Below are 15,088 nucleotides of genomic sequence, written 5' to 3'. Positions count from 1 at the left end.
TCCCCCCAGATCGGAGGGAGTGCGCTGGCGGCCCCCAGCCAGCTCTGACAAGGGCTCAGAACGGGTCAGCGATCGGTATAAGTTAAAATCGGGTCATTTTGGCAAAACCCATAAATTTAATTTATACCGACGGTTTTGCCCCAGAGCGGCCGTCAAGGTCGGCCCGGCCAGCCCTGCAGCAACCCCCTCCGATCCGGCAAAGTAGCCCAAGCCGCCATAAAAAAATCCCCAAGGTTTGCTTGGGGATTTTTCCGTTGCACGAAGGTGAAGGGTTACTGACCGCGCTCGCCGCCGGAATCAAACCCCTCGGCATTGAGGGCGATGCGCCACCCTTCGAGCTGGGCCGGCTCGCCGCCGCTTGGCAGCAGGGCATGGCTGCGCAGCCGCACGGTAAAGCAGCTCCCCTGCCCCGGGGTAGAGTCCACCAAGAGCTCGCCGCCCCAGCGGCTGATGATGCGGTGACTCAGGGCCAGCCCCAGTCCGGTGCCGGTGGCGCGGGTGGTGAAGAAGGGGTCGAAGATCTTGTCCATGATGGCCGCCTCGATACCGCTGCCGTTGTCGATGACCCGCACCAGCGCCCCCTGCAACACGCCCGCCTCATCGAACCAATCGCGGCTCTCGACCCGGATCTCCCCCTGCTCACCCAGCGCGTGGCTGGCGTTGACCAGGAGGTTTATCAGCACCTGCAGCAGCTGCTGGCGATCCGCCTCGATCGGCTGCTGCGCCTTGAGGTCGGCCACCAGCGCCACCTGCTGCTGGCGCAGGGCGGAGCGCACCAGAGTGAGGCTCTCCTCGATGATGGGGTTGAGGTGCTGCCACACCGGCGCCGTCTCGTAGTCGCCGGGGCGAGAGTATTGCAGCAGGCTGCGGGTGATGGCGCGAATCCGCTCGATCTGGGTCAGCACCAGCGCCAGCTCCTCGCTGACCGGCTCGGCCGCCTCCCCCAGCTCCAGCTTCATCAGCTCCACGTTGCCGAGGATCACCGCCAGGGGGTTATTGATCTCGTGAGCCACTCCGGCCGACAGCTCACCAAGGGCCGCCAGCTTCTCGCTGATGAGCAGCTGCTGGCGCGCCTCGGTCAGCATCTGGATATGCTCCTCCAGCTCGGCGGTCTTCTGCTTGAGGCTCTGGGTGCGCTCGGCCACCTTCTGTTCCAGCTCGTCGGCGCTGCGGGCCATCTGCTGCTGGTGCGCCTCCTGCCTGTCCAGCATGGCGTCGAACTGGCGACCAAGCTGGGCCAGCTCGTGGTCGGGGTCGAGGGCCAGCTCGCCGATGCGGGCCGACTGCCCGGCCTGCACCTGCCGCACCACCTTGTGCATCCGCTCGATGGGGGTGAAGAGATCCCGCGCGCTGCGATAGACCAGCAGGCCCGAGATGAGCAGCAGCACCACCACGCCGGAGCCGAGCTCCACCAGATTGGTGAGGTAGGTGCGAATGATGGGCCACTCGAGGAAACCGACGTAGAGCATGCCGATCCGCTCGCCTTTGGCCCCCAAGAGCGGCTCGTAGCCCGAGACATACCAGGCGTCATGGACGAAGGCGCGGTCAATCCAGAGCTCGCCCCGCTTCAGCACCTGCTCGCGCACCGGCGGCGAGACCCGGGTGCCCACCGCCCGGCCCACCTGATGGCTGCTGCTGATCGGGACGTTGGTGCTCACCCGCAGATCGTCGAGAAACAGGGTAACGGTGCCAACGCTGCCATCCGGCAATGTGTTCTTGGCAAACACCTGCCCCTTGATCTCGTCCACCAGCCGGGTGCTGCCGTTAATCAGCTCGCCCCCCTCCAGCACCGCCCAGAGAGAGCCGTCGCGGGCCATCACCGGCGTCAGCGAGAGGCTGATCAGCCCCCGGTTCTCCACCACTTTGGTGCCATCCCGTTGCCACAGCACGGCCCGTTTGGCCAACAGCGGCGAGAGGGCGCGCATCTCCTGCTGCGACCAGACCACGAAGTGGCTGACGCTGCGTCCAGCGCGCAGGGCCGTCAGCTCCTGCGCCGTCAGGGTGTCCAGCTCGGCACCGCGGCGCAGACGCAGAAAATCGAGGCCGTAGTTGGATGCCAGCGGCATCACCCAGTCCTGCAGCTGATCCGGCGATTCCCGCAGCCGCAGCTGAAAGGCCCAGGCATCGCGCAGGTGCTCGAGGTGCTCGCTCTGGCGAGTCTGCTGCACGCTCACCGCGTGGTGGGCGCCGGCCAGATCACTTCTGACCGTGGTGAGCAGGTTCTGCCAGCTGTAGGTGAGCGTCCAGTAGAGGGTGAGCGCCACCATGCCCGCCAGACTCAGCATGATGGGCATGGAGGTGAGCAGCAGCAGGCGCCAGCGCACCTTGGTGCGCACGCAGCGCGGCAACAGAATTCGGATACAGCGTGACAACAGGCTCTTTTTCATCGCCACTCCCTTGGCATCGGCAGACCTCATTCGATGGCCCACTCCTTGAACTTGCGATCCAGCGTCTTGCGCGCCACCCCGAGCACCCGGGAGGCAGCCGACTTGTTGCCATCGTGATTCGCCACCACTTGCAGGATGTGAGCCTTCTCCACCTCGGCCAGCGGCCACTCCAGCGGATAACCGTCGCCGCCATCGCTTTGCGGCGCCGGCTGGCTGCTCTGCCAGTAGTCGGCGGGGGGCTTGCCGAGCAGCAAACAGCGCTCGATCAGGTTGCGCAGCTCGCGCACGTTGCCGGGCCAGGGATAAGCCTGCATCGCCACCACATCCTCGTGGGTCCAGCTCAGACTGCCCATCCCCATCTCGGCGGTGAGCTGGCGGGTAAAGTGGTGCACCAGCGCGGGGATGTCGTCGATGCGCTCGCGCAGCGGGGCGACCGGCAGCGCCACCACGTTGAGACGATAGAAGAGATCCTCGCGAAAGCGCCCCGCCTCCACCTCGGCTTTCAGGTTGCGGTTGGTGGCGGCGACGATGCGCACATCCACCGCCAGTTCGCGCTCGGCGCCGACCGGGCGAATGGCCTTCTGCTCCAGTGCCCGCAGCAACGAGGCCTGCATCGCCAGCGGCATCTCGCCGATCTCGTCTAAAAAGAGCGTGCCCTGATGGGCGACCCGAAACAGACCGTCACGCCCCTTGCGGGCGCCGGTAAAGGCCCCCTGCACATGGCCAAACAGCTCGCTTTCCAAAAGCTCCGGCGCGATGGAGGCGCAGTTGAGGGGCACGAAGGCCCCGACCCGACCGGAGAGCTGGTGCAGGGCGCGGGCCACCAGCTCCTTGCCGGTGCCGGACTCCCCCTCCACCAGCACGGCGGCGTTGGAGGGGGCGACCCGGGCGATCAGGGTCTTGAGCTCGCTGGTCTTGGCGCTGTCGCCAATCAGGGTGGGCGGGAAGAGCTTGCTCACCTCCCGGCGCAGCAGCAGGTTCTCCCGCTCCATCTGGCGGCGCTCGATGACCCTGTCCACCGCCTGCACCATCTGATCGAGATTGAAGGGCTTGAGAATAAAGTCGCTGGCGCCCAGACGCAGCGCCTTGAGGGCGGTCTCCATGTCGCCAAAACCGGTCATGAAGATGATGTCGCTGCGGCGGGTGCCGGGCTCGATGGCCTCGTGCCACTCGATGCCGGAGCGCCCCGGCAGGCGGATGTCGGCGATGATGAGATCAAAATGGAGGCGGCAGCGCAGGGCTTCCGCCTCCTCCACGCTGGCGGCGGTCTCTATCTGGGCGAAGCGCTTGGCCAGCGCCTTGGCCAGAAAACTGCGCATGCCGGGCTCATCGTCAACGATGAGCAGGGAGAGGGCAGACCAGCGGCCGGAAGAGACTGTCATGAAAAAAAGCACCTCGAATACAGGTAAGGTCGGAGAATGTCCCGATAACCGGAACCTTTGTGGGACATTTTGTCCTTCCCGTATCAAAATCACCAACCCCAATTATTAAAAGCGATAACCGGCTCACCTAATTGCCGCAATTAACCCTCTGTTTTTAAAGGATAAAGAGCTAATCACAGTGGTGTGGAACAGTTTGGCACCCCGCTTGCTTGGCTGTTTCCTCTCTCACCTGCCCTGAAAGTTGCATCACGATGACGATAAAAACCAACCTCAAACGTTTTGCCCTCTCTCTCGCCGCCAGCCTGCTGCTCGCCGGTGCGGCCCATGCTGACACTACCAAGGCGCCAATCCGCCTCGCCACCACCACCAGTACCGAACAGTCCGGTCTGCTGGGCTGGCTGCTGCCCCAGTTCACCAAGGAGACCGGCTATCCGGTGCAGGTGATGGCGGCCGGTACCGGCCAGAGCCTGAAGATGGGCGAGAATGGCGACGCGGATCTGGTGATGACCCACGCCCCCTCTGCCGAGAAGAAGTTCGTCGACGCGGGCTTTGGTATCGAGCCGGTGCACCTGATGTACAACGACTTCGTCATCGTCGGCCCGGCCAAAGACCCGGCGGGTCTGGCCAAACTGCATGACGCGGCCAAAGCGCTGCAAGCCATCAAGGAGAAGGGTCAGACCTTTATCTCTCGCGGTGACGAGTCCGGTACCCACATCAAGGAGAAGACCCTGTGGCAGGCGGCCGACGTCAAACCCGAGTTTGCCGGCTATAAATCCATCGGCCAGGGGATGGGCCCGACCCTGACCATGGCCTCCGAGCTCGGAGCCTACACCCTGACCGACCGCGGCACCTGGCTCGCCTACCAGAGCAAGCTGGATCTCGCCGTGCTGCTGGAGGGTGACAAGCGCCTGTTCAACCCCTATCAGGTGATCCTGGTCAACCCCAAGCGCTACCCGGATCTCAACACCGAAGGGGCACGCACCCTGAAGAACTGGCTGGTCTCCGAACATGGCCAGAAGCTGATCGGCGACTTCAAGGTGGCCGGTCAGGCGCTGTTCGTGGCCGACGCCAACAGCAAGTAATGCCCGCACCGACCGATATGGCGGCGCAGCTGGCCCTCCCCCTGCATGCTGACGGGGGAGGTGCCTGATGACGCTGCTCGACACGACCCTGGCGGCCCTCGCCCTGCTGTTCAACGGCGATACCGAGCTGTGGCAGGTGGTGGGGGTCTCCTTCTCCGTCTCAGGCATCGCCCTGCTGCTGGTGCTGCTGCCGGCGCTGCTGCTGGGTTTTGCGCTGGCCTACCTGCCGCTGCCCGGCCGCTGGCTCTGGCTCTCCTGCATCAACACCCTGCAGTCGGTGCCGACCGTGGTGATCGGTCTTTTGCTCTACATGCTGCTGTCGCGGGCCGGCCCTTTTGGTGACTGGAAGCTGCTCTTTACCCAGCAGGCGATGGTGGTGGGGCAGATGCTGATCGCCTTTCCGGTCATCGCCACCATGGCTCACGCCGCCTTTGTCCAGAGTGACCGCCGCGCCTGGGAGACCGCCCTGACCCTGGGCGTCTCCTGGCCCAAGGCGCTGCTCGGGTTGATGCACGAATGCCGCTTTGGCCTGCTGGCAGCGGTGATCGGCGCCTTCAGCCGCATCGTCACCGAGGTGGGGTGCTCCATGATGGTGGGGGGCAACATCCTGCACTTTACCCGCAATATCCCCACCGCCATCGCGCTGGAGACCCAGAAAGGGGCCTTCACTCAGGGGGTGGCCCTCGGCATTGTGCTGCTCACCCTCGCCTTGCTGCTCAACCTGCTGCTCACCGCCTGTCGCGGCCAGAGCTATCTGAAGAATTGACCATGCCCGCAACCCACAGGAGTACCTCATGGCTCTGACCGCCCACCAGCTGACGATGCGCTTTGGCGACCGTCAGCTGTTCGAGATTGAGCGCCTCTCCATCGCGGCGGGAGACACCATCTGGCTGCACGGGGCCAACGGGGTGGGCAAGACTACCTTGCTCAAGATCCTGGCGGGGCTGATCCCCCCGACCCGCGGCTACACCAACCTGCCGGGGCGCTGGCAACGGCGGCTCAACCGTCTGCTCAAACGGGATCTGGGGCCCGGCCGGGTCACCTATCTGCACCAGACCCCCTATCTGTTTGATCGCACGGTGCATGACAATGTCGCCTGGGCGCTGGACAAGCAGCTTGGCAGCGAGGTGCGGGTGTTCGAGGCGCTGCGCCGGGTCGAACTGGAGGGGCTGGCACGGGAGCACATCAGCATTCTCTCGGGTGGCGAACGGCAACGGCTGGCCATGGCCCGAGCCTGGGCACTGCAACCCGCTTTTCTGCTGATGGACGAGCCCACCGCCAATCTGGATGCACATTCGGTTGCCCTGATGGCCGCATTGGCGCAAGATCTGCGGGAACATGGCAGCGGCCTGGTGGTGATCAGTCACCAGCACAACGCCCTGACCGACCTGTGCGAGCGGCAATGGACCCTCGCCCGTGGCCAGCTGCAAGAGACGACCCCTTTAAAAATCATCGAGCGACATGACTTCAAGAAGCGAATCCCCCTCTAGCCCTTTTCCCGTGTCGGCAGTGATCCTCGCCGGCGGCCGCGCCACCCGGATGGGGGGCGAAGACAAGGGATGGGTGGAGCTGGCAGGACGCCCGCTGATCGTCCACGTACTGGAGCGGCTGCGCCCCCAGGTGGACGAGACCCTCATCAATGCCAATCGCAGCCACGACCGCTATCAGGCGCTGGCTCCCGTCATCAGCGATGACAATCGCGACTACCTCGGCCCGCTGGCGGGCATGCAGGCTGGCCTTGCCGCCGCCCGCCACGACTGGGTGCTGTTCGTCCCCTGTGATGGCCCCGCCCTCCCCCCGGATCTGATGAGCCGCTTTCGCGCCGCCCTGACCCCGGATACCGAGCTGGTAGTAGCCCACGATGGCGACTGGCTGCAACCCGTGGTGGCTCTGCTGCACACATCCCTGCTCCCCTCCCTCAGCGCCGCACTGGCCGAGGGGGAGCGCAAAATCGATATCTGGTTTGCCCGCCACAACATGGCGGTGGTGAGCTTTGCCGATCAGCCGGATGCCTTCATCAATCTCAACAGCCCGGACGAGCTGGCCGCCTACGAGGCGCGCCTGCAAGACGCCACCGGACAAGGAGCCACCTCATGACCCCGGCCCCCACTCTTCCCCTGCTCGGCTTCGCCGCCTGGAGCGGTACCGGCAAGACCACCCTGCTCGAGCAGCTCATCCCTCTGCTGACAGGGCGCGGCCTGCGCATCGGGGTGCTCAAGCACGCCCATCACGACTTTGATATCGACCAGCCGGGCAAGGACAGCTATCGCCTGCGCAAGGCGGGCGCCCAGCAGATGATGGTGGCCTCCCGCCGTCGCCATGCCCGCATCATTGAAACCGAGCTGGCCGAAGCCGATTTTCGCCAGCTGCTGGCAAGCTTCGATCAGACAGAGCTCGACCTGCTCTTGGTCGAGGGGTTCAAGCACGAGCACTTCCCGAAAATCGAGCTGCACCGCGCCGAGATTGGCAAGCCGCTGCTCTTCCCCGAAGACCGGGACATCATAGCGCTGGCCAGCGACCAGCCCGCAGAGACCACCCTGCCGCAACTCGATATCAACGACCTTGAGGCTATCGCCGACTTCGTCTGCAGCTGGCTTGACGGCTGCCAGACTCGCGAGCAGGAGGCTGGTAGCGGCTTTTTGTCGGTCGAAGCGGCCCGCAACGCCATTCTGGCGGCCCTCACCCCAAGCACCGCCTGCAGCGACAAACCGCTGGCCCAGTGCCACGGCGCCGTGCTGGCGACCGATCTGATCAGCCCCATCAATGTGCCCCCCCACGCCAACTCGGCGATGGACGGCATTGGTCTGCGCAGCGACGATCTCGCCGCCGGTCGCTGGCAACTGGTGGGTGAAGTGCTGGCGGGCCAGCAGCGCCACGAGCCGGTGCTGGCCGGTCAGGCGGTGCAGATCATGACCGGTGCCCCGCTCCCCCCCGGGGTCGATACCGTGGTGATGCGCGAAGAGACTCATATTGAGGGTGAGTGGGTCACGGTCACCGCCCCCGTTCGCGCAGGGCAGAACGTGCGTCAGGCCGGTGAAGATCTGGCCAAAGGTGCGGTCGCCATCCCGGCCGGTACCCGACTCGCCGCCCCCCAGCTGGGGCTGGCGGCATCGCTCGGGCTGGGCAGCCTGCCGGTGCGCACGCCGCTGAAAGTGGCACTGTTCAGCACCGGCGACGAGGTACAGGCACCGGGCGAACTGCTCGCCCCCGGCCATATCTTCGACAGCAACCGCTTCACCCTGATGGCCCTTATTCGCGCCGCCGGTTGCGAGGTGATGGACCTTGGCATCATCCCAGATGACAAGACCATACTGCGCCAGCAGCTGGAGCAGGCTGCCGCCAGCGCCGATCTGGTGCTGAGCTCCGGCGGGGTCTCGGTGGGCAACGCCGACTTTATCAAGCTGGTGCTGGCAGAACTTGGCCAGATCGATTTCTGGCGCATCCAGATGCGACCGGGCCGCCCGCTCGCCTTTGGCAAACTGGGGCAGACCCCCTTCTTCGGCCTGCCCGGCAATCCGGTGGCCGCCATGGTCTGCTTCCTGCAATTTGTCGAGCCAGCCATCGCCCGCCTGCAGGGCAAGCTGTGGCAGCCGCTGCGCCTCTCGGCACTGGCAGACGAGAAGATGAAGAGCCGCCCGGGTCGCACCGAGTTCCTGCGCGGCATCTTCCATCAGGATTGCAACGGCCAGCTGCGGGTGCGCACCACGGGGCCGCAGGGCTCCGGCATCCTGAGCTCCATGGCCGATGCCAACTGTCTGATTGAAATCGTCCCCGCTCAGAGCGGCATCGCCGTTGGCGAGCGGGTCTGGATCCACCCCCTGCAAGGACGATTGGCCTGAATCCCGACGGGGCGCAGGCCGGATGCAATGCGCCCCCAGGTCACTTTACACGAGGCTCACTGTGCGTCTTGATGCCCCCTTATCCCGGCTCGATCTGCTGGTCTACGGCCACTATCGCATCGTCCATGGCCTGCGCATTGCGCTCGCCTTTATGCTCACCTTTCTGCTCACCCGCCAGCTGCAACTGCCGGAGAGTACCTGGCCGCTGATCACGCTGGTGGTGGTGATGGGCCCCATCTCGTTTTGGGGCAATGTGCTCTCCCGTGCCCTGCAGCGGGTAGTGGGCACCATCTTCGGCGCCAGCTGCGGGATAGTGGCGCTCTATCTCGAGATCTACTCCCTGCCGCTCACCCTGATCTGGTGCGGCTGCATCATGTTCCTGTGCGGCTATCTGGCGCTCGGCAAGCGCCCCTATGTGGGACTGCTGATCGGCATCACCCTCGGCGTCACCATGGGGGCCCAGCCGGGGGATATCCATACCGCCCTCTGGCGCAGCGGTGACGTGGTGCTGGGCTCCCTGCTGGCACTGCTCTTTTGCAGCATCTACCCCCAGCGGGCTTACAGTCACTGGCGGCTGCAGCTGCACCAGATCCTGCAGCAGTCGGGACGGCTCTATCACACCCACCTCTCCCCCAACGTGCTGGAGCGGCCGCAGCTCAAACACAATCTCTCCCAGCTGCTGGCCCAGACCGGCAAACTGCGCGCCCTGCTGGCACCGGCAGCCAAGGAGACCCGCCACAGCATCGCCCTGTTTGATGCGGTGCAGGTCACCATGCGCAATACCCTCTGCACTCTCGAGATGCTGGCCAACACCTACTGGAACGATCGGGAGAGCCACTTCCTGATGCAGAGCACCCGCGAGCTGCACGAGTGCCATCAGGCGACCGAAGAGGCGATAAACCAGCTTGCCCGGATGCTGCAAACCGGCGACGGGCGCGGCGCCGAGGCCGCCATCACCCGTCTGCACGAGCTGGCAACCCGGGTCAACCTGCCCGCCAATACGGAGACGGCCATCATCGGCTATCTCTGGCTCAACGTGCAGCTGACCGAGCAGCTCACCCACCTACGCCGCCTGCTGGGGCTGATCCTCACCGTGCCTCATCGCAAACAGCCGACCTGATCGCCATAAAAAACGCCCCGCATTGCGGGGCGTTTTGCTATCTGACTGGCCGTTTGGGCAGTGAGGGCTATAAACCTTAACTGGCATTGGCCAGCGGCTGTTCGGGGGTGAGGTAGAGGGAGAAATCCTGAATACCCGCCTGCAGGGCGGCAAAGCAGTCGGGATCGATGGCGGTGCCCAGATTCTCCGCCATCATCTCCAGCGCCTGCGGCACGGGGATGGCACCGCGGTAAGGGCGCCTGGCGGTGATGGCATCGAAGATATCGGCCGTGGTGATGATGCGCGTCTCAAGGGTAATCTCGTCTCCCTTCAAGCCCTTGGGGTAGCCTTTGCCATCGAGTCGCTCATGGTGGGCGCCCGCTACTTGTGCCAGCTCCTCGAAGGCGCCGATGCGGCTCAGGATCTCCTCGGTGTAGGCGGCATGCATCTGCACCGCTGCCCACTCCTGCGCATCGAGCTTGCCCGGCTTGTCGAGAATGGCGTTGCTCACCCCGAGCTTGCCCACATCATGGAGCAGGGCGCCCCGCTTGAGCCAGCGTCGACGCGACTCGGACAACCCCATCTGGGTGGCAAGAATATCGGTATAGAGCGCCACCCTGCCGCTGTGACCCGCGGTGTAGGGACTTTTGGAGTCCACCACCTGCCCGAAGGCCGCCGCGATTTCGTCCAGATAATCCTCATCCAGTGCCACCTCCCCCTGTCCGGCCGGGTGGACCAGCACCCACTCGCTCAGTCGGGGATCGGCCAGCCCTTGCCAGAACTCCTCATCGGCCAGAGCTTCAAATTCCCGAACCAGTGCCGGATCAAACCAGCTGCCGCTGCGCTCGCGCAGCTCCTTGAGTGCTGCATCCGGGCCTGCGGCTGCGTGAAACACATCCACCACCTGACAGAGCAGGGCAATGCGCGAGAAGAGCGGGATCGCCTCGCCAGCCAGTTGCAGGGGGCGACCCTTGCCATTCCAGTGTTCATCAAGGGAAAGGATGCCATTGGCTACATCATCACTGAAACGGAGCTGGCGAGCGATATCCGCCCCCCGATGACAGCGGGTCTGGATCAGTTCGTTGGCAATCTGGTCGCCGTTGCGAAAGATATGAAACAGGCTGCGAAAACGTCCCAGCAGATCCGCCTGCAGGCCGGTGTGGCCCAGTACGAAGTTGACTACCTCGGAGAGGGAGCCATCCACCAGCTTGAAATCGCGTTTGAAATGAAGATCGTCGGTGAGATAGAGCTCGCAGATGCGGGCAGCATTGCTGCTGCACCCAAGATCCTTGAGCAGGAGCGTGTAGTAGAGATCATGGCGCAGCCGGGCATCCAGTCCCAGCTGCTCCCCCAGACGGGAACCTATCCAGCAGCAGCGAATGCAATGCCCTCTTGGTTGCCCCTCGGTCATGTCGAGCGCATGACTGAGGGAACCAATCAACTCCGCCAATCGCAATCCATTCACCGTCATAGTCTACTCCCTTAGACATCATGGCGATTTTGCCAGCTGCTTATGTATACCCCATCTGGTGCCGGATAGATCTGGATTCAGTTGAATTTAGGCAGCAGCCTTGCCCTGATTCACCCGCTCTTCCAGCTCAGCACGGCTCAGGGTAGAGACGAAGCGACCGTCGAAGTAGATATCCATCAGCTCGCCGCGCTTCTCGCCACGCATCATGCTGCTGCGACCATCCAGATAGTGCACCTCCATCTGGGCGGTATGCTCGTCGGGATAGCTGATCTCCACCTCGCGCACCCCTTGCGGCAACATGGCCAGCGGCACTTTGTGAAGAGAGGGGTCGAGGTGCTGGTTCACCTTGATCACCGGGTCGACCTTCATATCCACCACAGCCGGTGACTTGCCGGTGATGGGGTTCTTGCCAGTCCAGAATTCGATGGTATTGAAGACGAACAGGTCGGCAGTCGCCGCCAGACCATAAATCGGGGAGAGCAGCATAAAGACGCCAGCCCGGCCGTAGCGGTTATCCACTACGCTCAGATTGCCCTTGGTCACCATGCCGGATAGCCCCATCTGCCCCATGCAGCCACTCAGCCCCATGCTCGCAACCATCATCAGCAACGCGGCCGCCCGCCCCTTCTGTTGTCGTACCATCTTGTTCTTTTCCTGCTCGGTTATGAATGAGGCGGCAAGCCTAAGCAAGAGAGGGGGTGGGGACAATTCACAATGGCGGGGTGATACAGGAAGAGTTCAGATTGGGGCACTGACTGGTCAGAAGTGCATCAGTGCCCCGGTTTGATTGTGGTCGGATGAGTCACATGGCCAGACCCGAAACCGTGGCGGAGACATTGTTTGCCTCGCGGCGGATCTCGCTCATCACCTCGTTGACCTCGCCAACCTGCTGCTTGCCCAGCTCGGCGCTGCCCGCCACATCAGACATCTCGGCGGTCACCTTGGCGGTCAGTTCACGGTTGTTCTGCACCACCTTGGCTATCTCGTCGGTAGAGAGAGAGGTGCGTGCCGCCAGCTGGCGAACCTCGTCAGCCACCACCGCAAAGCCACGCCCCTGATCCCCGGCCCGGGCCGCTTCGATGGCCGCGTTGAGGGCGAGCAGGTTGGTCTGGTCGGCAATGCTGCTGATGGTGGAGACAATCGCCTCTATGCTGCGCGACTGCTCGTTCAGCTGATTGATAAGGCCAATGCTGTGGGTCAGCTGGCTGGCAATCAGGCTGGAGGTATCGACCACCGAGGCGAGCAGCCCAGCCCCGCGCTCGGCACAGCTGAGGGTCTCCCGCGCCGCATCATGGGCCAGCATGGCCGCTTCGCGCACCGCATCGCTCTTGTTGATCCGCTCCGTGATGTCGCTGGCAAACTTGATCACCTTCACCACCCGGCGGGTATCATCCAGGATTGGGTTGTAGGTCGCCTCCAGCCACACCTTGCTGCCATGGCTATTCTGGCGGCAGAAGAGGCCGGATTTGAACAGGCCGCGCCCAAGCTCTTCCCAGAAGTGGGGATTTTCCTGATAGAAGTGGTCATCGCAGAAGATGCGGTGGTGCTTGCCCTGCACCTGAGCCAGGGTGTAACCCATGGTGTTAAGGAAGTTGGCGTTGGCAGTGAGCACTTCACCGGTCGGCGTGAATTCGATGACGGCCAAAGAACGATCAAGGGCCTTTACCACCGCCTGCTGGCTCAGCAGCTGCAGATGATGCTCTGTAACGTCGGCGGCAATCTTGATCACCCTGGTCACTACGCCGCGCAATTTGACCGGGAAGTAGGTGGCCTCCAGCCAGATTGGCTCGCCGCGACGATTAAAGCGCTGAAAGACCCCGGTACGGGAACGCCCCTGTTTCAGGTCAGCCCAAAACTGTTGATAGGCGCTGCTCTGGGCATACTGCTTGTCGCAAAAGATCCTGTGATGCTGGCCCACGACCTCGGATGCGCTGAATCCCACCACGTTGAGAAAGAGATCGTTGGCGGCCAGCACTGTACCATCAGGGCTGAAAGTGATGGTCGCGACGCTGCCATGCACTGCATCGTAAAATCCCTGTTGCTCCAGAAGCTGCTCCTGACACTGCTGCAACTCGGCTTTCAATTTGTTATTGAACATCGAAACATATCCTCCAGACAGGCACCCGCCATGGCCAAACCACATGGTGGATCAACAAGATAATGACGGCGTGTACCCTCAGCATAGCTGGCTGGGCCATCAGACTCCCTTTTGACAAGCTATTTATTGTCACCCATCACACGACGGGCTGATGGCTGACATGTCCCGGCTCACGGGGCAGTTGGTTGCCACTCCATATAAGCCGGATTGGCGACAAAACCGATCCGCTCATAGAGAGGCCGGCCAGCCTCGCTGGCATGGAGCCATACCTTGCCAAACCTGCGGGCTATGGCCTCTGCCGCCATGGCATCGAGCAGTGCACTGGCTATACCCTGCTTGCGATAATCGGGCAAGGTATACATGTTGAGCAGATAGGCCTCTCTTCCCGCCAGATTGCCGGGATAGGGTGGGCGCACGAACATCGCCAGAGTACCTGCCGCGATAACCTGTTTATCGACCTCGGCCAGCCAGGATAAAGCGGATCCGCTCAAAAATGCGTTGGTAAAATAACGTTCGGTTGCCTGTATCAGGGCGGGGTCGGCTGCAGGGTGCGGTAACTCCCCCACTTCACAGAAGAGCGCCATTCGCATGGCAACCAGCATCGGAATATCGGCCTCGGTGGCCTGACGGATCAGCATCGCAGCTCCTTGCGTCATCGGGATCCATAAAATGAGCAACCAACAGGGGGGAAAGCGCAGCTGCTGCCACATTGTGACATCCCCCTTTTTGCACCAGCGATAGTAACAGAACTGAGCATTAACCATTTGTTTTTAAACGCATAAAAAAAAGACAGCCGAAGCTGTCTTTTTTATCGAAGAGGGTCTTAGTAGAAGATCCGCTCGCCACGTTCGCTCATCTTGAGCCAGACCGGCTTGGTACTGGTCTTGTTCCAGATGCGGTGCAGATAGCTATAAAAGCGGGCGCGATCACTACGAAACAGCATCACTGGAAACGCCAGAATGCCCACCAGCAATACATAAATGCGACGAAGAATAATTTGAGTCAGAGAAAAGGGATGAAACATGATGCAACTCCTTACTGGTACGACCACTGAGCAAAGATTACTCCACTATCCGTAGGATTACTACATCCCCAGCCATATTTTTTCATAAAAACGGCAAATTAGCGGGATAAATGAAATTTAGCAACGTGATTAACCAACAGTTAACACATTTGCGAAAATCGTGCGCTCTGCCACAGTTATGAGTGCGGAAACGTGCCGTATGGAGATGCGTATGAAGCTTTCAGAAGTTGCTCTGCTGGTGCTGATGCTCGCCTTGACCAAGGCGCAAATCGATGAGTGGCAGCTCAATCAGGGGGATGCCATCGTGCTTGCCCGACAAGGGCCAACCACCGTGAGTCTGTGGCAGTGCGGCACACTGAAACAACAGATGGCGGATCTCACCCAATACAGTGCAGAAAGCCAGTTTCAGAATCGGGGCCAAAACGTGGACGAAGTGAATCACTATCTTGAACGGCAGTGGCGAGAAGCAGGCTGCGAACGGCTGATGCTGCAACAGAGCTACTGATAAATTCGGTTTGAGATGATTTCTTGAAACGAAATAAGAGAGATGGAGGCACGTTCCGGAGTCGAACCGGACTAAACGGATTTGCAATCCGCTGCATAACCGCTTTGCTAACGCGCCATGCTGACAAGACTGATTGTCTTGAAAGTGATATCCATCGTTGGTTCGATGGAAAATTGGAGCGGGAAACGAGACTCGAACTCG

14 protein-coding genes and 1 tRNA gene are annotated in these 15,088 nt (G+C 62.2%); 7 read left to right on the top strand and 8 right to left on the bottom strand.

Annotated features, from left to right (window positions below; translation table 11 throughout):
- Window positions 1-272 precede the first annotated feature (272 nt).
- Together BS300_RS03095 and BS300_RS03090 are read right to left on the bottom strand one after the other, a co-directional pair.
- Window positions 273-2,387: a HAMP domain-containing sensor histidine kinase gene (locus BS300_RS03095; RefSeq protein WP_071911335.1), complete on the bottom strand. Its 2,115-nt coding sequence runs from the start codon at window positions 2,385-2,387 to the stop codon at window positions 273-275.
- 26 nt (window positions 2,388-2,413) lie between these two features.
- Entirely contained in the window at window positions 2,414-3,769 is a 1,356-nt protein-coding gene (locus BS300_RS03090) for a sigma-54 dependent transcriptional regulator (protein WP_071910717.1), read from the bottom strand.
- A gap of 251 nt (window positions 3,770-4,020) precedes the next feature.
- On the opposite strand from BS300_RS03090, the gene BS300_RS03085 reads away from it, so the two are divergent.
- The 6 genes from BS300_RS03085 (at window position 4,021) to BS300_RS03060 (ending at window position 9,810) form a co-directional block, all read left to right on the top strand.
- A complete protein-coding gene (locus tag BS300_RS03085; RefSeq protein WP_071910715.1) occupies window positions 4,021-4,851 on the top strand; it encodes a substrate-binding domain-containing protein in 831 nt (276 codons plus the stop codon).
- Window positions 4,852-4,915: 64 nt separating this feature from the next.
- Window positions 4,916-5,617, top strand: a complete 702-nt coding sequence (locus BS300_RS03080) for an ABC transporter permease (RefSeq protein ID WP_104014170.1) — start codon at window positions 4,916-4,918, stop codon at window positions 5,615-5,617.
- Window positions 5,618-5,645: 28 nt separating this feature from the next.
- Window positions 5,646-6,341: an energy-coupling factor ABC transporter ATP-binding protein gene (locus BS300_RS03075; protein WP_071910713.1), complete on the top strand. Its 696-nt coding sequence runs from the start codon at window positions 5,646-5,648 to the stop codon at window positions 6,339-6,341.
- On the top strand, window positions 6,313-6,948 hold the full coding sequence (mobA, locus tag BS300_RS03070) for a molybdenum cofactor guanylyltransferase MobA (RefSeq protein ID WP_071910711.1): 636 nt from the start codon (window positions 6,313-6,315) through the stop codon (window positions 6,946-6,948). The genes BS300_RS03075 and mobA overlap by 29 nt, the downstream gene beginning before the upstream one ends.
- On the top strand, window positions 6,945-8,690 hold the full coding sequence (locus tag BS300_RS03065; protein WP_071910709.1) for a bifunctional molybdopterin-guanine dinucleotide biosynthesis adaptor protein MobB/molybdopterin molybdotransferase MoeA: 1,746 nt from the start codon (window positions 6,945-6,947) through the stop codon (window positions 8,688-8,690). The genes mobA and BS300_RS03065 overlap by 4 nt, the downstream gene beginning before the upstream one ends.
- A gap of 61 nt (window positions 8,691-8,751) precedes the next feature.
- A complete protein-coding gene (locus tag BS300_RS03060; protein ID WP_071910707.1) occupies window positions 8,752-9,810 on the top strand; it encodes an FUSC family protein in 1,059 nt (352 codons plus the stop codon).
- Between the two features lie 76 nt (window positions 9,811-9,886).
- On the opposite strand, the gene BS300_RS03055 is transcribed toward BS300_RS03060, so the two are convergent.
- The 5 genes from BS300_RS03055 to BS300_RS03035 all read right to left on the bottom strand — a co-directional run bounded on the left by BS300_RS03055 (window position 9,887) and on the right by BS300_RS03035 (window position 14,382).
- Window positions 9,887-11,260: an HD-GYP domain-containing protein gene (locus BS300_RS03055; protein ID WP_071910706.1), complete on the bottom strand. Its 1,374-nt coding sequence runs from the start codon at window positions 11,258-11,260 to the stop codon at window positions 9,887-9,889.
- Between the two features lie 87 nt (window positions 11,261-11,347).
- Entirely contained in the window at window positions 11,348-11,902 is a 555-nt protein-coding gene (locus BS300_RS03050; protein ID WP_041208956.1) for a DUF3332 domain-containing protein, read from the bottom strand.
- A 160-nt stretch (window positions 11,903-12,062) separates the two neighbouring features.
- A complete protein-coding gene (locus BS300_RS03045) occupies window positions 12,063-13,358 on the bottom strand; it encodes a PAS domain-containing methyl-accepting chemotaxis protein (RefSeq protein WP_071910704.1) in 1,296 nt (431 codons plus the stop codon).
- Window positions 13,359-13,528: 170 nt separating this feature from the next.
- Window positions 13,529-13,996 carry a GNAT family N-acetyltransferase gene (locus BS300_RS03040; RefSeq protein ID WP_071910702.1) on the bottom strand — a complete coding sequence of 156 codons (468 nt, stop codon included), beginning with the start codon at window positions 13,994-13,996 and terminating at the stop codon, window positions 13,529-13,531.
- Window positions 13,997-14,181: 185 nt separating this feature from the next.
- The gene (locus tag BS300_RS03035; protein WP_005334863.1) at window positions 14,182-14,382 is read right to left on the bottom strand and encodes a YbfA family protein; all 201 of its coding nucleotides are present in this window, start codon (window positions 14,380-14,382) and stop codon (window positions 14,182-14,184) included.
- A 211-nt stretch (window positions 14,383-14,593) separates the two neighbouring features.
- Between BS300_RS03035 and BS300_RS03030 the strand changes: the two genes are divergently transcribed.
- Complete coding sequence (locus BS300_RS03030) at window positions 14,594-14,887, top strand: hypothetical protein (protein ID WP_042029394.1); 294 nt, start codon at window positions 14,594-14,596, stop codon at window positions 14,885-14,887.
- Between the two features lie 43 nt (window positions 14,888-14,930).
- On the opposite strand, the gene BS300_RS03025 is transcribed toward BS300_RS03030, so the two are convergent.
- Window positions 14,931-15,004 (bottom strand) — tRNA-Cys (locus tag BS300_RS03025).
- Window positions 15,005-15,088 lie beyond the last annotated feature (84 nt).

Origin of the sequence: Aeromonas sp. SCS5 (assembly GCF_001887375.1) — a bacterium.
In the GTDB taxonomy this organism is placed as follows: domain Bacteria; phylum Pseudomonadota; class Gammaproteobacteria; order Enterobacterales; family Aeromonadaceae; genus Aeromonas; species Aeromonas jandaei.
Note: the sequence above shows the minus strand (reverse complement) of the source record. Positions and strands in the feature narration are given on the sequence as shown.